Origin of the sequence: Planotetraspora thailandica (assembly GCF_016863335.1) — a bacterium.
Lineage (GTDB): Bacteria > Actinomycetota > Actinomycetes > Streptosporangiales > Streptosporangiaceae > Planotetraspora > Planotetraspora thailandica.
This window is the reverse complement of the sequence record NZ_BOOR01000032.1, coordinates 65163-80519: the sequence shown is the minus strand read 5'-3', so window position 1 is coordinate 80519 and position 15357 is coordinate 65163. Positions and strand designations below refer to the sequence as shown.

The window sequence follows — 15357 nt, the reverse complement described above, 5'->3', positions numbered from 1 at the left end:
GCCGGGCCAGACAGTGGCGATTAAGAACCCAGAGAGGGGCCACCCGCAGCCGGCCAAGCAAATGTGAAACGGGGACGGAACACTCAGTGTCTACACCGAACCTCCAGCTAACCGTTCGCACCCCGCCACCCGACGGACAGGGGCATACGGACGGATCTTGACCATCTGAAGAACCACTGTCAATCAAGCAGTCAAACCCCGATTGGCTTTAATCGGACCATCCGTGATAGGGCTACACCACCCCCTTCTTACGACGTTGGCGGCACTGGTTGCGTCACACCTACTTACGGGTAACAACGAAAAAGTCACGAATCTCGACGAAAAGTGATGGCGGAATCACGCGCCGTAAACCAACTAGTCAGTAGACAACGATTTGATCACGGATCATGTCACGCCGATGCGATACCACAGGCCTTCCCCACAGCGGCCGAATTTGCTAGCATCCAGCGGCCTTTTAGATAATTGAAATCTGGCTATGTGGTGGCATGCATGCGAGGAGGCATACGCTCATCGTGTGGGGGAGAGATCAGGCAGAACGCCTGAAAGATAGGGCACCGCGAAAAGACCCGGACGGCGAGGGCGAGCCATCCGAACCCGCCACAATCACTTCGGCTGCATCCACCGTTGACCTGACCACCAGCCTCGAGCGCGCCCGGCAAGGGGACGAGCGCGCATTCGAAGTACTGTACCTGGACATCCAGCCCCGGCTGTTGCGCTACCTGCGGACCCTCGTTGATACCGACGCCGAGGACGTGGCCGCCGAAGCCTGGCTGCTAATCGCCACTGCTCTGCCCACCTTCACGGGCGACTCAAGCGCGTTCCGCGGCTGGACCGCCACAATCGCCCGCAACCGCGCCATCGACCATCTGCGTCAACGGAAACGGCGACCCGTCAGTACCTTCCAGCTCGACGCGCTGAACGACATAGCCGGCCACGATGGCGACCCCGAACGCCTCATCCTCGACAAAGACGCCACCGACGAGGCCCTCACCCTCATCGGAAGACTGCCTCGTGAACAGGCCGATGCGGTCTTGCTGCGCTTCATCGTCGGCCTCAACCCCGAGGAGACAGGCAAGGTTCTGGGCAAGCGTGCCGGTGCGATTCGCACCGCGACCTATCGGGGCTTGCGCAACCTCGCCGCGCAGCTCAAACCCTCACATGGTGCGACGCAGCACAGCACCCGGCACAATGAGGACCGCCATGGTCAACGAGCCTCCTGAGATCGACCGAACGACGGCCGAGCATCTGGTCCGTGCCGCCGCAGAGGACGTCGGCTCCGATGCGGCTCCGCTTGCCGAGTTGATCGCCGCAGCGACGGCACCGGCCCGGCCCGACGAAATAACCGGCCTAAACGCCGCGCTGGCCGCTTTCCGGCAAGCGCGGCATACCAGCACGGTGCCGACTCACCGCCATGGGGTGATAACGCGACTCCTGCGCATTAAGGCCGCTACGGCCGCACTCGCAGTCGCCCTCCTCGGAGGTGTAGCACTCGCTGCCGCCACCGGACCGTTCTCCATGCCACCTGCCGATCAGCCCGCAGCACCACAAAGCCCCGCCGGGTCCGGCACACCCTCCTTCATGCCATCGGGCGATGCCCAGACAAGGCAACCGTCGCTGTCCCCGACCGCGCCACCTCCGTCCTCACAGCCGGCGCCCGACGAACTGTGCACCACTTACAGCGCTACCAAGCCGACAGACAAACCAGACCCCTCACCGCCGGTGAAAGCATCCAGGGATAAGGGGAAAGCACACGGTTACTGCGCCGCGCCGCACGGCAAAATCCCGCACCGCAAAGCCACGCGCCCGGCCCCCCAGTCCGAGCGGAACCAACGACAACCACCCGGCATCACAAATAGACCACCGGGCGCCACTGGCAGGCCAAATACGCTGCCATCGCAATCTCACTACACCCCTTCGCGGTCGCGGAAACGGCCATTGCGTGCAACCCCAGGCCGGGGAAATTTTGCGAATCCTCACAGTGGATGACCAGCTCGATGGGTTGGTCAGGGCCCCACGGTCCGATCTCACCATTGGTCAACTGGAGGTAGGCGCTTGTGTAGCGGCCCAGATTCCCGTCGCACACACGAATGGCCAAGTATTAGCGGCGGAGGGCCTCGGTGGGTTCGATCCGGCTAGCACGCCAGGCAGGGTAGACGCCCGCAAGCAATCCCATGACGCCTCCCACTAAAGGTGCGGGTAGGACGATTACGGGGTCTAACAGCGGCGTCCAGCTTTTAACCCAGGCCACAGCTACAACGGTTACCACACCCAGACTTGTTCCGGCCATCGCCCCGAGCAATCCGAGAGCGGCCGACTCCGCCAGGAAGTGCGCAGCAATATGGCGGGGGCGAGCGCCAAGGGATCGCCGTAAGCCGATCTCTCCTACCCGTTCCAAGACGGCGACCAGAGTGGTGTTGGCGATCCCGACGGCGCCCACTGCGAGACAGATCAGGGCCAATAGTAAAAACAGCCCTTGGAGTTGATTGTTGACCTGGCGCGTCAACTCTTTGGGACTCAGCGGCACGTTGACCTGAAAGCGCGTGGGCTCGTCCGGCCGTAACGCGACCTGGACTTGGTCTCCCACCACGTCGGCGGCACCCAGTCGGGTGTCTATGACCATATGCGCGGCCACGGTGCCGGGCTTTGGCGAGCCCCACGCGGCCGTGTAAGAGCGATCCGGGATAAAAACCCCCAGAAGAGACTCGGGGATTCGTTCGGCGTCGTCGAAGATACCGAGCACCGTAAACGGCTTGCCATCGACGAATACCGCCGGTTGCTGCTCCACGTCACTGATGCCGAGTTCCCGGGCAGCGGCCACACCCAGAACGCACACACGCTGCTGGGTATTCTCAGCAAAGGCGTCGTAGGTGCGACCTGTGGCCAAGTGTGCGTGAATTGCCTTGAAGAACCCCGGGCTCGCCGCATAGACCTGGATGCCTTGTGTCGCATCGCTCCTAGCCACCCCAGGGCGGGCGGACACCGTGTGGTCGGCTCCCCTGCCGGTCCAATAAACGCCAGCGGCGTTCACCCCGTTGATGCGCTTAACGCGTTGTTCAGCGTTGTCTGGGAAAGCGATGTCGTTGGGCTGTGGGTTAGCAGCGACGTCCTCTACGGTGACCTGGGTGGCCTCCAACTTGGTGAACTCAGCGCTGATCTGGCCAGAGGCAGTGGAAGTCAACCCGAGCACTGCAACGAATGAGGCGACGCCCAGCAGCGTGCCTAGCGCGGTCAGGGCGGCCCGTCCCGGCCGGGCCAACACCGCTGCGAGCGCCTCGGCAACAACGTCGACCACCTTGAGCCGTGTCGGTTCGACAAGACGCGCAAATGGCATGGCCTCTCATGGCCCTTCTTCCGGAAATGCCGGTACGGCGTGCAGTTGCACTTCCAGCTTGCCGTCCTTGATCATCACGGTCCGCTGGGCTCGTCTGGCAACTCCTGAATCATGAGTGACCACCAGCACGCTGAGACCCTGACTGTGTAACTCATCGATTAGTTGCAGCACAGTGGCGGCGGTCTCGCTGTCGAGATTGCCGGTCGGTTCGTCACACAGCAGTAAGCTCGGACCATTCACGAGTGCCCGTGCAATAGCCACTCGCTGCCGCTCACCGCCCGACAGCTGTCCTGCCTGGCCCTCGGCACGGTGCGCCATACCGACCCGCTCTAGCATGTCCAGCGCCTGCCGCCTTCGCTTCTTCCGCGGCATTCCTGTGTAAAGCTGTGGCAACATCACGTTTTCCACCGCCGTCCGATGCGATAGCAGATGGAACGCCTGGAAGACGAACCCGATTCTCCTCCCGCGCAAGGCCGTACGGTCTCGTTCGGATAATTCGGCGCCGTCGATCCCGTCCAGTAGATATCGCCCGGAAGTTGGGCGGTCGAGGAGACCCAGCACGTTAAGGAAGGTGGACTTGCCGGAACCTGACGGGCCGACCACTGACACGTACTCTCCACGGCTGACCGTCAGGTTCACGTTCGCTAGAGCTTTTACTGCTGGCGGCCCCGTATAGGTACGGGCGACTTGCTGCAAGTTGATGACTGGTTCTGTTGCTAGGGTCATTGGCCCACGACTACCTGGTCGCCTTTGAGCAGCGCGATGGAACCTATCGGAGTCACCTGCACCCATCCGTTCGCGGACACACCCGTCCGTACCTCGACCGGAATCTTGCGACCACCGACCCACTTCACCACGCGCGTAGATGAGTCGGCTGAGCTGTACACCGCAGCTATCGGAACCGCCAGCACGGGTGCCGATGTGGCCGCTGTCGTGATGGATACCTGGAGGTCCGCGCCGTTCCACACGGCCGGAATCGGTTTGCGACCCTTGATCACAAGCGGGTAGCCGGCTTCTCCATCCGACGCATCGGAATCGTTGGGCGTGACAGTCCCTGAAGACCCCGGCAAGCCCTGCGTGGCGTCCCCGGAGGTGCTGTCGCGCGAAGCGCCCGCCGAGTACCGACCTATCGCTGAAACGATCGCAACTCTGCGCATTCCGTCTTGGCCCGAAGACAACTCGACCCTCTGGCCGACCGACACCAATCCCTTGTCCTCGTCCGGCAGCGTCGCCCGCACCTGGAGCCCACCCCACGCCAGCGTGAGCACCGGACCTTTGACGATCGAACCTCTACGCACTGGAACCGAAATTGCCACCGCTGAGGAGCTGGGAACGAACACCACCTCTGCTGCGGGCAGGTATACCTGCGGGGCTGTCTTCTCCGATGCGGCAGCATCGTTCGGTCCGGTCTCGGCCGCCCCTGCAACCTCGCCTTCGGTGGCGGAGGAACCCGAGTTCGTTGGTCCTGTTGAATCAACGGTCGGCGGTTCGTACTTCAAATGGCCATAGAGTTGCTTGAGTGCCGTGGCGGTCCCAGAAGAGTACGTGTCTTCGGCATCGCCGTCGACGTAGCCCAACACCCGAAGTGCCCTTATCAATTGAGCCACATCCGGGCCTTTGTCGCCAACATGCAAATCCCGGTATGCAGGGAGATCCCCTCGCAGCAAGATCACCGGACGGCCGGAAACCTCCACCACCACCGACCCTTGACGCACCGCATGACCCTGCCGTACCGGAACCCTGGTCACAACAGCCATAGAACCGACAGGCGCGCGAGGCTGTACGTCGATCGACCGGACTGGTCCTACCGTCCCTCGCATCACCACCGTGCTGGCCAAGGTCTGCCGAATTACCTGTGCCGTCAGCACAGACTTTCTTGGGGGCGCAGTCTCTGCAGCCACTTGCTGTGGAGACTTAATCACCAATGACGCGCCCAGCCCGGCCACTGACACAACGGTCATCGCAACCATGGTTCCCATTAGCCACCGCATCCGGCGCCTGGAAGTGCCCTCACCCACCGCCTTGAATCGCTTTCTTCGTGTTCGCGAGAACCACTTTCTTCAATCGAATGGCTTCCGCAAGGGCACCCTCATGACCCTTAAGATTTTCGTTGATCACCTCCTGCATTACTTGGTTATGGGTAGCTGTGGTACCGGACTGCTCATCGCATGAGGCGGCTGCGACGGCCATCTGAATCTCGCGCTCGCGAATTTTTGTCAGGTCACCAGTAGCATGCGCGTAAGGATCAAGGGCGGCATTTCGCATCGCCATCTGATTCGGATACGCGTAGCCGGCCTGTTTCACGCAGTCGACCCACTTCTTCTGGGTGTCAATAACCCTGGGGTCCACCTCGGCAGTTCTTGCTGCACCATGAGTGATGTACCAATTATTAACCTGGTACTTCGCATAAGCTTTTGCGGAACCATAAAGGCGATTCTGCGCCTCCGTGACACACCCACTTCGGGGATATCCCTCGGTATTGCCATCCGGATAATGCACCTGAAGATAATCGTTCGGATTACCGGCTAGCGCCCGTTGATAGCGAGCCCCATCCGCCGCCGACAGCGTCGCCTCATAGCGAGTGTTCGCATCTTGTATTAGCGCGTTATTGTATCCCGGTATGTTTCTGGGATCACCACCGTAGCCTTTTTTCTGTGCCTCTTTCACAGTTTGACCGAAGCCCGTGTAGGTCGTTACGGCTTGCTGCCCATCGGAAGTTCCGAATGGATAATATCTGAACCCCTGGGCCGCCATGCAGCGACGCACGACAAGCTCGGTGGCGAGAGTGATTGAAGTTTCTTCACCCTGTGAAAATGCGGAATTCACATGAGGCAGCGAACCTAACATTGTTGGAGACGGAGCGACGTCTTCGGCGCGTTGGCCGCCGGCAGTCTGTGTTCCGCATCCTGCGAGCAGCACAAGCGATATCGCCGTGAACAGTAATTTTCGCATCAAAGCTCTCTCAATTTATCAAAATAAATTCACTCAGCCGCGGCCGGAGAGATATTCACTCTTGCGGTCGCGGCTGAATCACGGTCAATCAACCATACTGATTGCACTTCAGCCCATTCGTCTGTGTGCTCCAAAAGTTCGAACCACCTTGTGCTCCGGTATCACCGATCGTGTGTAGCCGCGTCATGCAATAATCCGGATAACCGTTGTAGGTGTAAACGTTGAGATACAGGGTTGAGGTCCCGTTGTCTTTTGCGGAGTTATCTTCGCCGACGACTCCGTAGGGAGTCCAGTCGGGGTTGTTTCCGGAGAATGAGAAATGGGTTCCATCACCGTCGATATAGCGATAAAAGCATGCGTAACCGCTAAGACAGTTATCGTAGACGGCACTTGCTGGGATTGCGGTACCGACGACAAGTGCTGCCGCGACAATGCCGGCGGCCGCGATCTTCCTGATGCCGAGCTTCAACGCTCTCTCCCTTCTTTGCTGTTACGGAGACCCGGGGGATTCTTAGCGACGTACAAGGCTTCGGACCATCCGAGGCTCGGCCCGGCATATGACACATCTAGGCTGTGCCGAGGTTGTACGGTAACCGATCCAGATGATCTTGCGCAAGAATATCGACTTGTTCAGACACACGCGCGGCTGACCTGCGGTTATGCAGTCCATTTCCGTCTAACCAGACCAGATCGGAAGATGAAGTAATTCTTCTGTTACTCAAGTAGGCGAAGAAACGGAATTCTTCTGGCAGGAACTCGACGGGACGTTGGCCGATCTCTGCTCGGATCACATCGATGATGGAGGACTCGCACGAGCGGCGCGTATCGATCGGAGCGGCCGAAGAAAGGGATCAATGTGAAGAGTAACGGACCACTCAGTTTCTTACATCGGACCTCCAGCCAACCGGCCGACCAAGAGCATACGGACGGATCCTGACTGCCGGATAAACTCCCGTCAACCCCCACAGCCGAGGCCAGATACCCATTTGTGGACCCCCGAGCTGGGATTAAACTCCCCCCTTTAACCAGACGTCGCAGACGCGGCGAGCGTCACACCTACTCGTAAATGGCATCAAAAATTTATAAATCTCGACCACCCGTGACATCAATGTCACTCACCGTAGAGGAACCGCCGGAAGGTCACCATTCGATGACGTTTCTATTGCGCTGAGACAACATGGGCTGGCGTTCCCGCAGCCACGTCATATTTATTGATATTTAAGCTGGCCTTTTGTAATGAATGGAATCTCCGCCATGTGGCGCGGGAGGCACGTTCATCGCGTGGTTCCTCGACGACGCGAGCACCTGATGCATAGCAGCTTCTCCCTTCGCCCAGACTGGGGAGGAGTACCACATCATTTCCAGCAGTTGCTACAGCGACCACGTTCTGGCTGTCGTCATCTGCCGGTGCGGCCACATAGATCACGGTGTGGGGCGACCGCGCGAATAGCCCCTACCACGGGAACGGACAAATCGCCTTGTCGAAGACTGCTTGTGTTTGAGCTGAGGCAGTAACACCAAGTGAATCGAGCCGTCCTTTCAAATGCCTAACACGCAGCCGGGCCTCGTCGATGCGGCCGAGTTGGAACAGAAGCTGGACGGTCGCCGTCACCGCGCTTTCCATGTCAGGGTCGAGTGCGCACGCCTGCTCGAAGACTTCGAGTGCCCGCTCGCTCCGGCCCGCTCGCTCATGGAGCGTCCCAAGCTGGAGGAGCCCCTTGACGCTTGCCACTGTGAGCGGCCACCGGTGGTCCTGATCGACCCAGTCGTACTTCAGGCCCTGCCCCAGCCGTCCCCGGCACAGGCCAGCGACCGCTTGACCTTGTTGGTGGCCTGGGCGGGGTCCCATTCGTTGCGATCCTCGGCCGCCCCTGAGGGCGACCGCCACTCGGCTGGTATCCGACCGTTACCGGGTTCATCGTAACGTTGCGATCCTCGGCGCCAACCAGCGCGAAGGACGGCCAGGCCGCTATCACGCGGCCGATGAGAGTGGGCTCGGCTGCAGCCACGTTGGCCGACAGCGACGCGAGACTCGCCACGATCAGCAGCGTCCACGAGAGAACCCAACCCCGCCAGCCGTACCGGCTCTCCAGCAACAGGGCCATGGACGAACTGACCACCATGCCATCCACAGACAGCGGTATAAGCGCAGCTGCCACCGCACTCTCTCCGTGATCGAGCGCCAACTCATGCATATGACGGAACAAGACCACCGCGGCGATCAAAGCGACCAGCAGCACACTGCCTGTCGACGTCCTCCGGATCCAGACATTGGATGACGATGGCAACGTATTCACCCCTGCGCCGCGGCACGTAGGGTACGGACACGACGCCTCGGTAGGGGTCGGACCGCCTCAAACCGTGAGCTGCCGAGAGCGAATCTCCCGTTCAGATGGGATCTCTCCGGTTTCCATACTTCTGGGTCCCTCGCGGGAGGCTCCTGATGGGAATCGCGTCAACCACCTGACCGGCGACCGCGCATCCGCAGCCATCAGCGACGAATACGCCGACGTCTACGTCGAGATCCACGCCGAGCCGCCGTACAACGCAGGACCCCTGTACGAGCGCAAACTCTTCCTCGAACGAACCCGTCGTCAGGTGGCCAGCCCCGGCTTCGAACTGGTCGCCGCCGACGACGACGGAACCCTGGCCGGCTTCGCCTTCGGACTGACCATGGAACCGACCGGTGGTGGCGCGGCGAAACTACACCAGCCCCCGAACATGTGCTACAGGCGGACAAATTCGCTGTCATCGAGCTTGACCTGCGCAAGCAGTACCTCGGGCAGGGGAACCGGCAAGCGCCTGCTCGCCGAGCTCCTCAACGGCCGGGCAGAGCCGTATGGCGTGCTACTCGCCAACCCAGACGCGTCGGCTCATGCCATGTACCAGCGGTGGGGATGGCAGGTAGTCGGCACATGCCAACCCGCGCCGGATTCGACCGCATCCGACGTACTGGTCATCGACCGCACTAAATGACGAGACGGGGCAGAGCCGACCACGCGCCGTCGGGGACGGCAGGCCAATCGCCGCTGGTCGAGCCGCGTGGCCGGAGAGGGGTCCATCCCGGGGGGGGATGGTCGCCGGCCACGCGGCGGTCTATGCGCCGCTCTTCTCAATGGCGGCGATGCGGTGGGCGAGATCTTCCGCCGCTGACGCGGTCACCAGGTACGGCGCGGGAATCCGGGGCATAGCCCACCACTGCCGCGTCTGACTGCCGTACCAGCACACCCACGTGCTGAACCGGGCCCCCAGCTCAACCAGAACGGCGTCATGCGGCGACGTGGACGGCGGCACCCCATCGGCCAGCGGAACTCCGCCCATACCGTGCGGCCGCGCGCATCTCCGTCGACCTGCATGCGGCTGCTGAGCGCCGCCACGATCGCCAACCCCCGCCCACCTTCCCGCAGGTTCTCATCGAAGACGGCACGAAGAACCGGACAGACATCCGACCCCGCATCCGCTACCGCAACGCGCAGACAACCACTCCCACGCTGCACGTGAACGACGAACGTCCCACCGTTACCCGACCGGGTATGCACAATCGCGTTGGACGCCAACTCGGCAGCACACGCGATCACATCGTCACGAGCGGGGAATCCATCCAGCAGCCCGGCGACATACCGGCGAACCTCACGCAGCTGACCCGGGTCGCCGGGAAACGCGCGCTGCCACCAGCCAAGCCTCATTTCATCCTCCCTGACTGCCAAGGACGGAGGGCGCTCCGCCGCCCTGTGCGACGTAGCCATCACTTTCGGTCACCAGTCGTGCCGACCTCCACCCACGCGGCAGGGGAGTTTCAGGCCCGACCACCCGATCCCGCTGGCACGCCGCCCGGGCGTGTGGTCATCTACGGGTGAAGCACCACCGGCAAAAGCCAGATCGGACGCGTGAACAGGAGGTCCGTCCAATGGGTTCCGGCGTCGAGCTCCCCCGCCGCCTCAGCAGGGGCGACATCCTGCAACTCCGCTCGACCATGGCCGGGCTCGGCGCGAGTACCGGGCAGACCGCCGCGGCGATCGCCGCCGCCCTCGGCGTCAACATGCGGGTGGCGTTCCGGCTCGCACTGGGACTCACCCAGGACGGCATCGCGGACCTCTACAACCAGCTATGGCCGAGCGACAAACCGAAAACGGGGAAGTACATCTCGTACTGGGAACGGTGGGATGGGCCGGGAAGCCCGGCATCGCCCAACGCCCGGGAGCCGAGTTATACCGACATCATCCGCCTAGCGCAGATCTACCGATGTCTGATAGATGACCTCATAGGAACGCCGACTACTGCAGCCGCTACCGGTGACGAGGGGAACGCCACGAACCGCAGAACAGCCATACGAGTCGGTCTGCTGTCCGCGACCACCCCATGGATCAACGATCTCGTGGCTCCCCCGGCGGCAGGCACGGGCCCGACCGAAACCGGAACCGGCCCCGGCGGGACGGCCCCGCTGCCGCTTGAGGTCGTCGACTCCCTCGACGTGATCACCGACCAGCTGCGCCGCATGGACGACCAACTCGGCGGCGGCGCCCTCCTAGCGCTGGTACACCAGCACGCGGCCAGCGCAGTCGACCTGCTGAACAACCGCCACTACAGCGACGTCGTAGGGCGGCGGCTGCACAGCGCGGTCGCCGAACTACTCCGCCTCGCCGGATTCCTGTCCTTCGACACCTCCGCACACGCTCAGGCCCAGCGGTACTGGTCAGCCGCACTGCGCGCCGCCTACACCGCCGGCGACCGGGCCCTGACCGCGAACATCCTCGGCTTCCTGTCGTGCCAGGCCAAAGACCTCGGCCGAACCCGGGAGGCGATCACTCTCGCCGAAACCGCCCGCAACGGCTACCCCGGCGCCAGCCCACAGGTGACCGCGATCCTGCACCTGCGCGTAGCCGAAGCGCACGCCAACGACGACCCGACCAGCACCCGCACAGTCGTAGCCTGCAGACGCGCCATCGACGCCGCGTTCGACGCACTCGGCGACTCCCCCGCCTCATCGGGAGCACCGGCCTGGTGTTACTGGATGACCGAAGCCCAAGCGCACGCCCAAGCCGGATACTGCTACCTGCGACTCGGCGACCACGCCCGTGCCCGCGCACACCTGCGCAGCGGACTGCGCCTCCAGGAATCGACGCACTCACGCGAGGGCGCGCTCCGCCACGTCCTGCTCGCCACGACGTATGTCCAGCAACCCCAACCGGACATCGACAAAGCACTCGAGTACGGGGACCGAGCCGTCGACGCACTGACCGGCCAGGTCGACTCCCCACGCTGCGTCGGGCACATCTCCCGCCTCGTGAAGACCCTCAAGCCGTACGGCTCACCAGAGGTCCACGCGTTCGTCGAACGTGCCCGCCCGCTGATCCAGGCAAAAGCGTAGGAGCCTCGCACCGACCCCGGACATCCCAAGCTCAGCATGTTCGGCGTCATGCGCCTTGACCACGATCCTGGCCGCGTTCAAGGCGGGCGGCGCTGATGATGAAGTCGGCGACGAGCCGACGGCCGCCGTCGGACATCTCCACCAAGGCCCGGAGCGCCTCGCGATTAAATCCGGACTCACCGATTAACGACGAGGCGACCACCTGGTCGGCCGTCGCCTCCGCCTCGTCATCGTCGCCGAAGTAGCCGATGGGCACGTCGAAGAACTTCGACAGCGCTTTAAGCGTCTTGAGCTGCGGATTGTCCGATCTCCCCGTCCGCAGCTTCCAGATCGTGGTCGACGACAGATCCTCCCCCGTCGCCTCCGAGATCGCAGCTGCGGCCTCCAAGTTGTTCCTCGGAGACCGACTGCCAGAAGGCCAGCGGTTCTGGATCAGCCACTCGATCTTGTCCGCCAGGGACCTCGTCGTTTTCGCCGTACTCGGATCGTCAGCCACTATCCACCACATCAACTTCGAGCGACACGAACTCGAGTTCATCACTTTTAGTTGACAGTCGGTTACGCAGCGTGCCTATCCTGCTTCCGTCATCAACTTGAGTTGATGGAGACCGCCTCTCCACGCCCGAAGGTTACCGATGTCAACCACACCGATGCGAGTACCCAACGAGACCACAGCGCGTCACCAACGACTCGTCCGGCTCGGACTAGAAGTCAGCCACCGTTGCCCGGCCCGGTTGATACGTCGCCACAACGGCCAGTGGGCCCTCACGGTCGGCGCCGAAACCGTGTACTGCGCCGGCGCCGAAGGCGTCTACGCCTACGCACGCACCAGGGCATGATCCTGTCCCCCGCCAACGACGAGGGCATAGTCCGGGCAGCCACCCACCTCGCCGGAAGCGCCGCCCGGTGACCCGCCACCTCACCCTCGCCGTCACCATTGCCAGCTGCATCGTCGCCCCACTTGTGGCAGCCCTGGCCGTACTCGGCGGGATCGGCTCCTTCACCACCCTGCGACACCTCGCCGAGCCATGGTTCGGTGCGCACGCATGGATCGTCCCCCTGGGTATCGACGTCGGGATTCTCGCCCTGCTGGCCTGGGACCTCCTCATGGAATTCGCCGACCTCCCCTGGCCGGTCCTGCGCTGGATCGCCTGGGCGTTCATCACCGCCACCGTCGTCCTCAACGTCGCCGCCGCGCACGGCGACCCCATCGCCGGCCTCATGCACGCGGCCATGCCCGTCCTGTTCGTCACCGTCATCGAGGGGATCCGCCACCTCATCCGCCGCTGGGTCGGCCTCACCACAGGCACCCGGCGCGACCGCGTACCCCTCTCCCGCTGGATCCTCGCCCCGATCTCCAGCTTCATGCTCTGGCGGCGCATGGTGTTGTGGAACGTCACCAGCTACCCCCGCGGCCTCCAGCTCGAATATCTCCACCTCGAGACGATCTCCACCCTCCACCAGACGCACGGCCGCTGGCTGTGGCGATGGAAAGCTCCCTTGTCCGAGCGCATCGCCATACGGCTCCAACTCGCCGGCGCAGCCTTCCCCACTTCTCAGACCCCCCAGCAGCAGGAGGCCGACGACCAGCTCATCCAGGCCGCACAGGCAATCGTCGCCAGTGCCGAGCAGCGCGGCGTACGGCTGAGCCAGATGGACCTGGCCGCCCAACTCCGCGCCCAGGGCCACCGCATCGCCAATGAACGGCTGCGCTGGCTTGCCACCACCATCGGCATGCGCCGCGAGACCGTGTAGCGCGACCTGAGGGGACCCTGTCTGATGCTCATCGCCATTCACCAGCAGGCCGAACTCTTCTTCCAGGCCCACCACCCGAGCAGCTGGGTCCCCGCCTACTTGCACAACCGCGGTTTCGACGTCGGCATCCAGCACAGCTGGCAGATCGGATACGCCCCCAACGACTGGCGGGCCCTCACCCGGCACCTGCGCGGCCTCGGCTTCAGTGACATAGCGATCAAAGAATCCGGCCTGGGCCGCCGGACCAGCCGCGGCACGCTCGTCGACTTCTTCCGCGACCGCGCCATGCTGCCCATCAAGGACGTCGACGGCACCACGATCGCGTTCATCGGCCGCAGCCGCGACAACGAGCCCAAATACCTGAACAGCCCTCGCACGCCCCTCTACGTCAAGGGCAACGTGCTGTTCGGCGTTCACGCCCTGACCACCGGAGCCAAGCCCGTCATCACCGAAGGTCCCTTGGACGCCATCGCGGTCACCACCGTCGGCAAAGCGCAGCTGAACGGCCTCGCACCATGCGGCACCGCGCTCACACCTGACCACGTCGTGGCCCTGCGAGCTGCCACCGACCTCAGCAACGGCATCCTGATCGCCTTCGACGGCGACGCCGCCGGCCATGCAGCCGCCGTCCGCTCCTATGCGCTCTTCAAGGACCTCTGTACGGCTGAGGCGGTCATGTTCCCGGACGGTCAAGACCCCGCTGCCGTTCTCCATCAAGCCGGACCGGAAGCCTTGGCCACGATCCTGCACACCCAGAACCACCCGCTGGCCGACCTCGTCACCGACGCGGCGATTGAACCATGGCAGCACCACCTCGCCTACGCCGAGGGCCGCCTGAACGCCCTCCGCTCGGTCGGGAAGGCCATCGCGTCCATGGCACCGAGTGATGTCCCTCGGCAAGTGGCACGAGTGGCAGCCCGGCTCAACGTCGACCACGCGACGGTCACCGAAACCACCGTCGACTTCGTGACCAGCAGGCTCGCGCTCGGCGACTTCCCCACACCGCCCACAACCGCCAGCGCCCCGTCATCGCCCATAGGAAGGAAACCCGATGAACGACCACTACGCGGACCCACTCCGTGAAGCCGTCGCCCTCGGAAGGCAGCGTGCCCTCCAACTGGCTCCCGTAGCTGTCACAACGACCCAGGTCCTGCTCCAGCTCAAGGCTCAGCGCGTACGCGCACAGGCCGAACGGGAGCGCCAGGCCGCTGACGCGCTCCGCGCCCGGCAACGGGCTGAGCACCGCGCGGCACGCCTGCAATGGCTGCCCGCCAACGATCCGGCATGGCTGCGTAAGGCCGACCTCCTGCAGGTGAGCCGCGCCTGGGGAGCTGCCGCACCCTACGCGGCCAGCGACCCGGCGGCAGAGCGCGCACAGCTCAAGTGTGAAGAACGGCTTCGGGAGCTCCACCCGTACGCCATGAACCGCTACGACCGGCTCCGCGCCGAAGGTCATGCTCCTGAGGCGGCCATGCGGGAAGTCGCGCCGATGTTCGCCCGGGAGCCACGCCCCCGGACCGGATATCCCGCAGCCGTGCGCCGGCAACTTTCCCCAGCCGTGCAGCTTGCTCACCAGGACTTTCCCCACACGATCGACAAGGTCGTAAAAGCGTGCGCGGGAACGACGGCCGTCGCCGTACCCGGCCCGAAGCGGACGGGGACGCCTGCGCGTAATCGCCAGAAGTGATCGAGCTGCTACGGAAAGATACGCGGGTGGACGCTCTCGCGCACAGCTACCTGTTCTGGATCGGACTAATCCTGCTGCTAGTCGTGCTGTACTTCCTGCCCACGCTGATCGGGCTCTTACGCAGTGTCGAGAACTTCGCCCTGCTTTTTGCGCTCAACTGCCTTGGCGGTTCGACGTGCATCGGCTGGCCGGCCGCGTTGATCGCGGCCTTCATGCTCCCCACACGCCGAGACCGCTGGTAGCCCCGACCGAGCAGGTCAAGGC

At 63.3% G+C, this 15357-nt stretch carries 15 protein-coding genes and 1 pseudogene; 7 read left to right on the top strand and 9 right to left on the bottom strand.

Annotated elements, in window-relative coordinates:
* Positions 1 to 512: 512 nt before the first annotated feature.
* Complete coding sequence (locus Pth03_RS22035) at positions 513 to 1220, top strand: RNA polymerase sigma factor (RefSeq protein WP_239119257.1); 708 nt, start codon at positions 513 to 515, stop codon at positions 1218 to 1220.
* An 878-nt stretch (positions 1221 to 2098) separates the two neighbouring features.
* Here the strand turns inward: Pth03_RS22035 and Pth03_RS22030 are convergent.
* From Pth03_RS22030 to Pth03_RS42170, 7 genes and pseudogenes are all read right to left on the bottom strand, one after another.
* The gene (locus Pth03_RS22030) at positions 2099 to 3331 is read right to left on the bottom strand and encodes an ABC transporter permease (protein ID WP_203946243.1); all 1233 of its coding nucleotides are present in this window, start codon (positions 3329 to 3331) and stop codon (positions 2099 to 2101) included.
* A gap of 6 nt (positions 3332 to 3337) precedes the next feature.
* Positions 3338 to 4057, bottom strand: coding sequence for an ABC transporter ATP-binding protein (locus Pth03_RS22025; protein ID WP_203946242.1), 720 nt, complete (start codon positions 4055 to 4057; stop codon positions 3338 to 3340).
* On the bottom strand, positions 4054 to 5088 hold the full coding sequence (locus Pth03_RS22020) for a hypothetical protein (protein ID WP_203946241.1): 1035 nt from the start codon (positions 5086 to 5088) through the stop codon (positions 4054 to 4056). Before Pth03_RS22020 ends, Pth03_RS22025 begins: the two co-directional genes overlap by 4 nt.
* Positions 5089 to 5341: 253 nt before the next feature.
* Positions 5342 to 6283, bottom strand: coding sequence for a hypothetical protein (locus Pth03_RS22015; protein ID WP_203946240.1), 942 nt, complete (start codon positions 6281 to 6283; stop codon positions 5342 to 5344).
* Between the two features lie 88 nt (positions 6284 to 6371).
* Complete coding sequence (locus Pth03_RS22010) at positions 6372 to 6752, bottom strand: peptidase inhibitor family I36 protein (protein ID WP_203946239.1); 381 nt, start codon at positions 6750 to 6752, stop codon at positions 6372 to 6374.
* A 984-nt stretch (positions 6753 to 7736) separates the two neighbouring features.
* Complete coding sequence (locus Pth03_RS22005; RefSeq protein ID WP_203946238.1) at positions 7737 to 8132, bottom strand: bacterial transcriptional activator domain-containing protein; 396 nt, start codon at positions 8130 to 8132, stop codon at positions 7737 to 7739.
* Between the two features lie 106 nt (positions 8133 to 8238).
* Positions 8239 to 8523 (bottom strand): annotated as a pseudogene (locus Pth03_RS42170) (DUF2637 domain-containing protein); the annotation flags it as partial.
* A 121-nt stretch (positions 8524 to 8644) separates the two neighbouring features.
* Between Pth03_RS42170 and Pth03_RS21995 the strand changes: the two are divergent.
* The gene (locus tag Pth03_RS21995) at positions 8645 to 9259 is read left to right on the top strand and encodes a GNAT family N-acetyltransferase (protein ID WP_203946237.1); all 615 of its coding nucleotides are present in this window, start codon (positions 8645 to 8647) and stop codon (positions 9257 to 9259) included.
* Between the two features lie 182 nt (positions 9260 to 9441).
* Here Pth03_RS21995 and Pth03_RS42560 read toward each other — a convergent pair whose 3' ends face one another.
* A complete protein-coding gene (locus tag Pth03_RS42560; RefSeq protein WP_203946236.1) occupies positions 9442 to 9969 on the bottom strand; it encodes an ATP-binding protein in 528 nt (175 codons plus the stop codon).
* Between the two features lie 221 nt (positions 9970 to 10190).
* Here Pth03_RS42560 and Pth03_RS21985 point away from each other — a divergent pair, with 221 nt between their 5' ends.
* Positions 10191 to 11651, top strand: a complete 1461-nt coding sequence (locus Pth03_RS21985) for an NsdA family TPR-like regulatory protein (RefSeq protein ID WP_203946235.1) — start codon at positions 10191 to 10193, stop codon at positions 11649 to 11651.
* Between the two features lie 46 nt (positions 11652 to 11697).
* Here Pth03_RS21985 and Pth03_RS21980 read toward each other — a convergent pair whose 3' ends face one another.
* A complete protein-coding gene (locus Pth03_RS21980) occupies positions 11698 to 12147 on the bottom strand; it encodes a hypothetical protein (protein WP_203946234.1) in 450 nt (149 codons plus the stop codon).
* Positions 12148 to 12557: 410 nt separating this feature from the next.
* Between Pth03_RS21980 and Pth03_RS21975 the strand changes: the two genes are divergently transcribed.
* From Pth03_RS21975 to Pth03_RS21960, 4 genes are read left to right on the top strand one after another with little or no spacing between them, the layout of a single operon-like run.
* Positions 12558 to 13406, top strand: a complete 849-nt coding sequence (locus Pth03_RS21975; protein WP_203946233.1) for a DUF2637 domain-containing protein — start codon at positions 12558 to 12560, stop codon at positions 13404 to 13406.
* A gap of 24 nt (positions 13407 to 13430) precedes the next feature.
* Positions 13431 to 14489 (top strand): toprim domain-containing protein, encoded by a 1059-nt coding sequence (locus tag Pth03_RS21970; RefSeq protein ID WP_203946232.1) that lies wholly within the window; start codon positions 13431 to 13433, stop codon positions 14487 to 14489.
* On the top strand, positions 14458 to 15093 hold the full coding sequence (locus Pth03_RS21965; RefSeq protein ID WP_203946231.1) for a hypothetical protein: 636 nt from the start codon (positions 14458 to 14460) through the stop codon (positions 15091 to 15093). The genes Pth03_RS21970 and Pth03_RS21965 overlap by 32 nt, the downstream gene beginning before the upstream one ends.
* On the top strand, positions 15090 to 15335 hold the full coding sequence (locus tag Pth03_RS21960; protein ID WP_203946230.1) for a superinfection immunity protein: 246 nt from the start codon (positions 15090 to 15092) through the stop codon (positions 15333 to 15335). The genes Pth03_RS21965 and Pth03_RS21960 overlap by 4 nt, the downstream gene beginning before the upstream one ends.
* Positions 15336 to 15357 lie beyond the last annotated feature (22 nt).